Source organism: Accumulibacter sp. (assembly GCF_031732815.1).
GTDB lineage: Bacteria > Pseudomonadota > Gammaproteobacteria > Burkholderiales > Rhodocyclaceae > Accumulibacter.
This window is the reverse complement of sequence record NZ_JAVMKF010000044.1, coordinates 1-8,192: the sequence shown is the minus strand read 5'-3', so window position 1 is coordinate 8,192 and position 8,192 is coordinate 1. Positions and strand designations below refer to the sequence as shown.

The following is an 8,192-nucleotide window of genomic DNA, read 5'->3' as shown; positions in this document are numbered from 1 at the left end:
GATTCGCGATCACAATCGTGCAATCGTCATGGGACCGAGATCAGGTTGTCTGAAGCTGCTGCTGGCTCCTGTGCTCACCCAGGGTGCGCATTGTCGCCAACTGCGGCGCGTCGAAGCGCAGCTTGGCGAGGTCGTCTGGCGCGAGAGATTGCATGCAGCAGCATCCGGACGAGGAAGAACGGGGTAGCGCTACAGCACCTATGGGTCCTTCTCAATGGTCATTACCCCAACGGGAGTGCCACTACCCTATTTCAGCCACATTCGTGGAGCTGACCCGCGCCTGCGTACATGGCAGCACCCGGACGGACGTCGGCCTTACAGGCAAGTCAGTCTCAATGCGTGCGCGGCGCAAGCGATACCCACCGTTTTCCTGCTGTTGATTTTTCCTTCTATTTCAATGCGAGTTGCAGCCCGCCTCCGATCTGGCCGGTGATCTCTGCTGGCAGCGAGACTGGATCAGGGGTGGTGGCGGGTGAGGTCGTGGAAAATTTTCAGCAGTTGCGCGGTCTCGAAAAGGGGCAAGCCCATGACCCCCGAATAGCTGCCGGCCAGGTGCTCGACGAAGACCGCAGCACGACCCTGGATGGCGTAGGCGCCGGCCTTGTCCATGGGTTCGCCGGTGGCGACGTAACGCCTGATTTCGTCGTCATCGAGCGCGCGAAAGCGCACTTCGCTGCGCGACAGCCTTGTTTCGAGGCGCTCATGGTAGCTGATCGCGACGGCAGTGAGGACCCGGTGCGTCTGACCGGAAAGGCGGTGCAGGATGTGCTGAGCGGCGTCGGCGTCGGCAGGTTTGCCGATCACGTCGCCGTTCAACTCGACCGTCGTATCGGCGGCGAGGACCGGCTGCAGGCGTAAGCGGCGCCCCTGAACGATGCGCCAGCCGTGCTCGGCTTTGGTGCGGGCAAGGCGTTCGACATAGTTTGCAGCATCCTCGCCAGCCTGCGGCGTCTCGTCGAGTTCGTCATCGCCGCGCGGTGCTTGCCGGAAGATGAGCGGGTCGAAGCTGATTCCGATCTGCAGCAGGAGTTCGCGCCGGCGAGGGCTGCGTGAGGCCAGGTAGAGGCGCGCCGGGGGCAGCGAGCTGGTTGGCATTAGTCTTGTCGATGATAAGGGTGATGTCGGATTACGCTGACTGCGCGATAAAGCTGCTCGCACAGGACGAGGCGCGCCAGTGCGTGCGGCAGGGTCAGGCTGGACAGGCGAATTGTCGCGTTGGCCTGTTGCTTCAGCGATTCGTCCACGCCGTCGGCGCTGCCGATGACGAAGGCCGTATTGCCGCCGGTCTGCAGCCAGCGCTCGAGTCGTTCGGCGAACTGCTGCGTGCTCAGATCGGCGCCGCGTTCGTCGAGTACGACGAGGCGCGGGTAGTCCTGGAGGACGGCGAGCAGGCGGGTCTTCTCAGCCGCGAGAAGCTGTTCGCGCGTCTTGCCCGAACGCGCCTCGGGTTTGACCTCGATGACCGCGAGGCCGAGTTCACGCGGCATCCGCCGCTGATAGTCGGCGCAGCCGCGCGCCACCCAGTCGGGCGGCTTGTGGCCGACGGCCAGGATGGCGAGTTTCACTGCCGGCGCAGCCAGTGGCTAGCCGGCTTCGGCGACCGCTTGTCGCACGCGCAACGGTCCCTTGCCGCCCCAGAGTTCTTCGAGGTTGTAGTAGCTGCGTACGGCAGGTTGCATGACGTGCACGATGATGTCGCCCAGATCGACGAGAATCCATTCGCCGACCTCTTCGCCTTCGCAGGAGAGCACGTGCGCGCCGCCGGCGCGCACCTTTTCCTGGACATTGCGCGCCAGCGATTTGACCTGGCGGTGCGAGTCGCCACAGGCAATCACCATGCGCTCGAAAAGCGAAGTCAACCGGCTGGTGTCGATGACTTCGATGTCGTGCCCCTTGATGTCTTCGAGCGCGGCCACGACGAGGGTTTCCAGTTCGATCAGATTCATTCGCGAATCAATGCTCCGTGTAGAGGTGATGCGCCCGAATATAAGCGATCAGCGTATCGGGCAGCAAATAGCGGACACTGCAGCCGCCAGCGAGCAGCGCACGGATCTGCGTCGCCGAGATGGCCAGCGGCGTCATTGCGAAGGGAATGACTCGGCCGGCGGGCGTGCTGCTCAACTGCGCAACGTCCATCGTGAAGCGACCACGACAAGCGTCGCCGAGCGCCGCCGGCAGGCTGTGTTCGGCCAGCTGCGAACCGGGCCGATGCGCGACGGCAATGTGCGCCAGTGCGAAAAGCGACTGCCAGCGATGCCATTCGGGCAGGCGGAGGAAAGCATCGGCGCCGAGCAGCAGGACGAGCGGTCGTTGCGCGCCGCAGATCTCGGGTCGCCGCAAGCGTTCGAGCGTGGGCACCGTGTAGCTCGCCTGGCTGACCGCGGTCTCGGTGGGGTCGACGGCAAAGCGTGCGTTGTCGGCCGTTGCCAGACGCACCATGGCCAGGCGTTGCGCGGCGCTGACCTGTGGCGTGCCGCGCAGCGCCGGCTGGCCGGCGGGAATCCAGCGCACGGCAGCGAGCTGCAAACGGTCGCAGGCTTCCTCGGCGAGCCGCAGGTGGCCGAAATGAACCGGGTCGAAGGTGCCGCCAAAGACGCCCAGCGGCCGGCGATCATCTGCTTCAGGCATCGCTGCCGGTGACGAAGACATCCCGAAAGCTGACGTAAAAGCTGGCAAACAAGGTTGGCGCAATCACCAGCATGGTGCCGACCGTGATCAGGCCGGTGACCAACGGGTTTTGCAGCAGCGCGGTCAGCAGTCCCGCCAGGAACAGGGGCAGCAGGACGCAGACGAGGGCAACCGCCAGCGAGTAGAGGAGAAAAGCGCGCCAGTTGCGCAGGCAGGCGACAAGGCTGAAGAAGAGCGCCTTCCCGGGTGAGCAGCGATGCCAGGCGGCGAGCATCGGCGCATACCAGTAGGCCATCATCAGCGGGCAGGCAAGGAGCAGGGCGATCTGGCTGGCGAGGACGAAACCGCCATCGGTGATCGCTTCGGGAGTCGGCTTCTGGCCCGCCATCATCAGGCGCAGCAGGACGCCGTCGTCGGCCAGCGAGGAGATGCCAAGAATGCACAGCGTGGCCACCAGGTAGACGGCGCCCAGCGTGAGCAGCGCCGGCAGGTTGCTCTGGAAGCCTGAAAACAGGATCTGCGGCGACAGCGGCGTTGCCCGCTCGATACTGCGGCAGGCGTTCATCAGGCTGACCGAAAAGGCCGGAATGCACAGTGTCGTAGCCGCCGTGCCGATCCACGGGATCAGATTGAGCACGGCCATCAGCAGCCAATAGCTGACGACGAGAAAAGCGAGCATGCCATGGTTCTTGCGGAAGAGGCGGAAGCCTTCGGCCAGCCAGCGCCAGCCGTGTCGAGCGGGAAGAGTCAGTGCTTGCATGATCCGGTTGCCAAATGGCGCTCAGTCGCCGAGGAAGATGTCGTGATAGGAAGCATACATCGAACCGGCGACGACCGGACCGAGAAAGATGAAACCGAGTCCGAAGGGGAGCGCCGCGACCAGGCAGGGAAGGCCGCCGAGCAGGGCCATGAAGAGCAGGGCGGGCAGGTTCTTCAGGCTGGCGCTGACGCTGGTTTTCAGCGCGCGGAGCGGCGGCATGCGGTTGAACAGCACCAGGGCCGGGGCAAATCCGGTTGCCATCAGGAGCGCAGCGGCGACGAGCAGCGACGCCAGTCCGAACGGGCCGAACAGGCGAGAACCGGCGAGTGCCGGGGCGGTTTCAGGTCGCCCGCCGGCGAGGTTGGCGCCGGAGAGCGCAAGTGCGACGACGATGAGCAGCCCGGCGCCCAAGTAGAGCGCGCCAAGCGCGAGCAAACCCGGCGTGTTGCGCCGCAGTCCGGCGAACAGCTCGCTCCAGCGTACGGCCTGTTCACGCGCTGCGTGTCGGCAGGCGAACAGCATTCCGCCGACGAGCAGCGGGGCGAGCAGTACGAACAGCAGGTGGCCGATCGGCGGAAGCAGCGCGAGCGCCGCCGGGATGGGCAGGAGGATGAGCATGATGGCCATCCAGGTTCCGGGATCGACCGCATAGATGGCCCATCCCTGCCTGATCCAGGCGAGCGCGCTGGCGGCAACGACGCGTCGACTCTTGCCGTCGAAAGCCGGGGCGGCGAGCGGAAAACTGGCCATGGGCAATTCGTATCCTCGCGCCGGGAATCCGCTGTGTGCTGCGGGTTGCCTGGTCTGGCGCCCGCGGCGTGGCAGGCTGCGCTGGGGCGCGGCGTTGGTCGTCGTTGCTGGGTGCCGGCGATCAGAACGTACCGATCACCCACATCGGTACGCTGAGCGCCGGATTGCCTGGGGTATCCATCGTGGTAAACACGCCGTCGCCTTGTCGGTCGATCAGGACATAGGGGACGCCGTGTTCGGGCGTCACCTTGATCATGTACAGCTTGCCCTTGATGCGGTGTTCTTCGACGGTTTCACCCTCGCGCTTGCGGATCGTCACTTCCGGTTCGAGCGCGGCATCGAACGGCGCCATTTCGGGGGGCGGGGGCGGAACCACCGGAAGCGGCTGCCGTTCGGAAGCGTTCTGCGCCAGGGCAGGCGTCATCAGCAGGCTGAGGACGGCGAGGAAGACAGGATAGCGAAGCATGCGAATATTCCGGCAGATCGATCGGGTGGCGGGCGGCGAGCAGCACGAGGGCTGAACGCCATTTGATTGTAGTACAGATCATTGTCGAGATTCAGGCCAAACTCTGCCGAGCACCTCGGTCAACTCTGCCATAATTGCCGGTGCTCGCACGACCTTAAGGCGCATCGACGAAGGCGCGCTGCGTGCGGCCACAGGCTCGCCGCTGGCGGTTGCCGGCTGGCCAGCGGTCGCTTTCTCGTTCACCGCGCTCTTCCACCGAGTTCATGCCTACGCTACTCCTCGTCGACGGTTCATCGTATCTTTACCGCGCCTTTCACGGCCTGCCCGACTTGCGCACGACGCGGGGCGAGCCGACCGGCGCGCTGCATGGGGTCCTCGGCATGCTGCGTCGGGTCGAGAGCGAATGCCAGGCGACCGATGCCGTTTACAAGGCTTGTGTTTTCGATGCTCGTGGCAAGACGTTTCGCGACGACTGGTATCCGCAGTACAAGGCGAACCGGCCGCGGATGCCGGACGATCTGGCGAGCCAGATCGAACCGCTACACGCGGCGATTGCCGGACTCGGCTGGCCTGTCCTGCTGATCGATGGCGTCGAGGCGGACGATGTCATCGCGACGCTTGCCCGGCAGGCGGCGGAAGAGGACATGCAGGTCGTCGTGTCGACCAGCGACAAGGACCTGGCGCAGATCGTCAATGCGCGCATCAAACTGGTCAACACGATGAGCAACGAGGTGCTCGACGAAGCCGGAGTGCTCGGCAAGTTCGGCGTCCCGGCGACGCGCATCGTCGATTATCTGGCGCTGATCGGCGACAGCGTCGACAACGTGCCGGGCGTTCCCCGGGTGGGCGCCAAGACAGCCGTCAAGTGGCTGTCCGAATATGGTTCGCTCGATGCGGTGATCGCCGCGGCCGGCGAAATCGGCGGCGTCGTCGGGCAGAACCTGCGCCAGGCGCTGGACTTCCTGCCGCTTGCCCGGCGCTTGCTGACCGTGCGCTACGATGTTGAACTGCCGGTGGCGCCGAGCGACCTGAAGCCTCGCCCACTCGATCGCGAACGACTGGTCGAGTTATTTTCCCGCTTCGAGATGCGCTCGTGGCTGGCCGATGTCGAGCGCGCGGCGGCTGCCGCACCGCGGCCACCAGCGCCGGTGGCGAGCGCGCCCACGCCCACCGCCGCTGCAGCCGCCGACGGTGCGCACCGTGCGGCCTACGAAACGATCGTCGACGAGGCCGGCTTCGCGCGCTGGCTGGCGAAGATCGAGCAATGCCCGCTGACTGCCTTCGATACCGAAACGAGCAGCCTCGATCCCTTTGCGGCGCGTATCGTCGGCGTCTCATTCGCCGTCGCGCCCGGCGAAGCGGCCTACCTGCCGCTGGCGCACGACTATCCAGGGGTTGCCGCGCAGCTCCCGCGCGAGCAGGTGCTGGCGCGCCTGAAACCCTGGCTGGAGTCGGCGCAGTACGCGAAGATCGGGCAGAATCTGAAATACGATCAGCACGTGCTGGCCAATCATGGAATCCGCCTGGCCGGCGTCCGGCACGATACGCTGCTCCAGTCGTACGTCCTCGAAGCAGGCAAGGAGGGCGTGCGCGGACACGATCTGGGCCAACTGGCCAGCCGTCATCTTGGCCTCGCGACAATTTCCTACGAAGCGCTATGCGGCAAAGGGGCGCGTCAGATCGGCTTCTCGCAGGTGGCGATCGAGCAGGCGAGCGAATACGCGGCGGAGGACGCCGATCTGTGCCTGCGCCTGCACGCCGTGATGTATCCGCTGATTGCTGCCGAGAGCGGCTTGCGCCACGTCTATGACGAGATCGAAATCCCGGTGCGCGACGTTCTCTTCCGCATGGAGCGCTGCGGCGTACTGATCGACGGCGAGCTGTTGACCGGGCAGAGCCACGAAATCGGTCGCCGGCTGCTCGATCTGGAGGGCAAGGCGCACGCCGCCGCCGGGCAGCCGTTCAACGTCAATTCACCCAAGCAGTTGGCCGAGATTCTGTTCGACCGGCTGGGCCTGCCGGTGAAGAAGAAGACGCCGACGGGAACGCCGTCGACCGATGAGGAAGTGCTTTCGGAGCTGGCGCTCGACTATCCCTTGCCGAAGATTCTGCTCGAAGCGCGTCAACTGGCCAAGCTCAAGGGGACCTACACCGACAAGCTGCCGCAAATGGTCGAGGCGACGACCGGCCGTGTGCATACGAGCTACGCGCAGGCGGTGGCGGTCACCGGCCGCCTCGCCTCGAACGACCCGAACCTGCAGAACATTCCGGTGCGCACGGCGGAAGGCCGCCGCATCCGCGCGGCTTTCGTCGCTCCGCCGGGCAGCGTCATCGTTTCGGCCGACTATTCGCAGATCGAGCTGCGGATCATGGCGCATCTGTCGGAAGACCAGCGCCTGCTCGACGCGTTTGCCCAGGGTGAGGACGTCCATCGGGCGACGGCGGCGGAGATTTTCGGCGTACCGCCGGCCGAGGTCGCTGCGCAGCAGCGGCGCGTCGCGAAGGTGATCAACTTCGGACTGATCTACGGCATGAGTGCCTTCGGCCTGGCGCGCCAGCTCGATCTCGAACGTGGTGCAGCCAAGGCGTATATCGAGCGCTACTTCGCGCGCTATCCCGGCGTTGCCCGTTACATGGCGACGACGCGCGAGACGGCGAAAGCGCGCGGCTACGTCGAAACGGTCTTTGGCCGACGGCTCTGGCTGCCGGAAATCCACTCTTCCCTAGCGGCCCGTCGGCAGGCCGCCGAGCGCGCGGCGATCAACGCGCCGATGCAGGGAACGGCGGCCGACCTGATCAAGGCGGCGATGATCGCCGTGCAAGGCTGGCTCGACGCCGAACATCTGCAGACGCGCCTGCTGATGCAGGTGCATGACGAACTCGTTCTGGAAGTGCCGGAAGACGAGTTGCCCGCGCTGCGCGGCGAACTGCCGCGGCTGATGAGCGAACTCGCCAGCCTGCGCGTTCCGCTGGTCGTCGAGGTCGGCGTCGGGCGCAACTGGGACGAGGCACATTGACTGCGCCCGCCTTCGCCAGCGCGGGCGAGCCGCGCGCGCTCTTTTCCTATCGCAAGTTCTGGGCCGCGCGTTTCGGACCGGCGCCGTTCCTGCCGATGTCGCGCGACGAAGTCGAGGAACTCGGCTGGGATTCGTGCGACGTGATTCTGGTCACTGGCGACGCCTACGTTGACCATCCCAGCTTCGGCATGGCGCTGATCGGGCGCCTGCTCGAGGCGCAGGGTTTTCGCGTCGGCATCATCAGTCAGCCCGATTGGCAGTCGGCCGAAGCCTTTCGTGCGCTCGGCCGGCCGAACCTCTTCTTCGGGGTGACCGCAGGCAACATGGATTCCATGGTCAACCGCTACACGGCCGACCGCAAGCTGCGCTCGGACGACGCCTACACGCCGAACGGCGCGCCGGGCAGGCGTCCGGATCGCGCCGTCATCGTTTATGCGCAGCGTTGCCGCGAAGCCTTTCCCGGCGTCAATGTCGTCATCGGATCGATCGAAGCCAGCCTGCGGCGGATCGCGCATTACGACTACTGGTCGGACAAGGTACGCCGCTCGGTGCTGCTCGACGCCAAGGCCGA

At 65.6% G+C, this 8,192-nt stretch carries 9 protein-coding genes and 1 pseudogene; 3 read left to right on the top strand and 7 right to left on the bottom strand.

Features of this window, described 5'->3' with window-relative positions:
* The coding region (locus RKP46_RS03760; RefSeq protein ID WP_311105384.1) for a hypothetical protein at positions 1-187 on the top strand (187 nt) is incomplete at its 5' end.
* Between the two features lie 269 nt (positions 188-456).
* Here RKP46_RS03760 and RKP46_RS03755 read toward each other — a convergent pair.
* The 7 genes from RKP46_RS03755 to RKP46_RS03725 form a co-directional block, all read right to left on the bottom strand.
* Positions 457-1,095 (bottom strand): Maf family protein, encoded by a 639-nt coding sequence (locus tag RKP46_RS03755; protein WP_311105383.1) that lies wholly within the window; start codon positions 1,093-1,095, stop codon positions 457-459.
* Complete coding sequence (rlmH, locus tag RKP46_RS03750) at positions 1,095-1,565, bottom strand: 23S rRNA (pseudouridine(1915)-N(3))-methyltransferase RlmH (RefSeq protein ID WP_311105382.1); 471 nt, start codon at positions 1,563-1,565, stop codon at positions 1,095-1,097. Before rlmH ends, RKP46_RS03755 begins: the two co-directional genes overlap by 1 nt.
* Positions 1,566-1,583: 18 nt before the next feature.
* Positions 1,584-1,946 carry a ribosome silencing factor gene (rsfS, locus tag RKP46_RS03745; RefSeq protein WP_311105381.1) on the bottom strand — a complete coding sequence of 121 codons (363 nt, stop codon included), beginning with the start codon at positions 1,944-1,946 and terminating at the stop codon, positions 1,584-1,586.
* 7 nt (positions 1,947-1,953) lie between these two features.
* Positions 1,954-2,628, bottom strand: coding sequence for a nicotinate-nucleotide adenylyltransferase (gene nadD, locus RKP46_RS03740; RefSeq protein ID WP_311105380.1), 675 nt, complete (start codon positions 2,626-2,628; stop codon positions 1,954-1,956).
* Positions 2,621-3,388, bottom strand: coding sequence for a BPSS1780 family membrane protein (locus tag RKP46_RS03735; RefSeq protein ID WP_311105379.1), 768 nt, complete (start codon positions 3,386-3,388; stop codon positions 2,621-2,623). The genes nadD and RKP46_RS03735 overlap by 8 nt, the downstream gene beginning before the upstream one ends.
* Before the next feature lie 21 nt (positions 3,389-3,409).
* Positions 3,410-4,138, bottom strand: coding sequence for a BPSS1780 family membrane protein (locus tag RKP46_RS03730; RefSeq protein ID WP_311105378.1), 729 nt, complete (start codon positions 4,136-4,138; stop codon positions 3,410-3,412).
* Positions 4,139-4,259: 121 nt separating this feature from the next.
* Positions 4,260-4,604, bottom strand: coding sequence for a DUF2782 domain-containing protein (locus RKP46_RS03725; RefSeq protein WP_311105377.1), 345 nt, complete (start codon positions 4,602-4,604; stop codon positions 4,260-4,262).
* Positions 4,605-4,867: 263 nt separating this feature from the next.
* Here RKP46_RS03725 and polA point away from each other — a divergent pair, with 263 nt between their 5' ends.
* Positions 4,868-7,621 (top strand): DNA polymerase I, encoded by a 2,754-nt coding sequence (gene polA / locus RKP46_RS03720; protein ID WP_311105376.1) that lies wholly within the window; start codon positions 4,868-4,870, stop codon positions 7,619-7,621.
* A pseudogene (locus RKP46_RS03715) lies at positions 7,618-8,192 on the top strand (YgiQ family radical SAM protein); the annotation flags it as partial. The gene polA and the pseudogene RKP46_RS03715, both read left to right, overlap by 4 nt.

Excerpts from the sequence above, each read along its gene's own strand:
- RKP46_RS03730 (WP_311105378.1), bottom strand. The coding sequence starts at position 4,138 with ATGGCCAGTTTTCCGCTCGCCGCCCCGGCTTTCGACGGCAAGAGTCGA.
- RKP46_RS03725 (WP_311105377.1), bottom strand. The coding sequence starts at position 4,604 with ATGCTTCGCTATCCTGTCTTCCTCGCCGTCCTCAGCCTGCTGATGACG.
- RKP46_RS03755 (WP_311105383.1), bottom strand. The coding sequence starts at position 1,095 with ATGCCAACCAGCTCGCTGCCCCCGGCGCGCCTCTACCTGGCCTCACGC.
- rsfS (WP_311105381.1), bottom strand. The coding sequence starts at position 1,946 with ATGAATCTGATCGAACTGGAAACCCTCGTCGTGGCCGCGCTCGAAGAC.
- RKP46_RS03735 (WP_311105379.1), bottom strand. The coding sequence starts at position 3,388 with ATGCAAGCACTGACTCTTCCCGCTCGACACGGCTGGCGCTGGCTGGCC.
- nadD (WP_311105380.1), bottom strand. The coding sequence starts at position 2,628 with ATGCCTGAAGCAGATGATCGCCGGCCGCTGGGCGTCTTTGGCGGCACC.
- polA (WP_311105376.1), top strand. The coding sequence starts at position 4,868 with ATGCCTACGCTACTCCTCGTCGACGGTTCATCGTATCTTTACCGCGCC.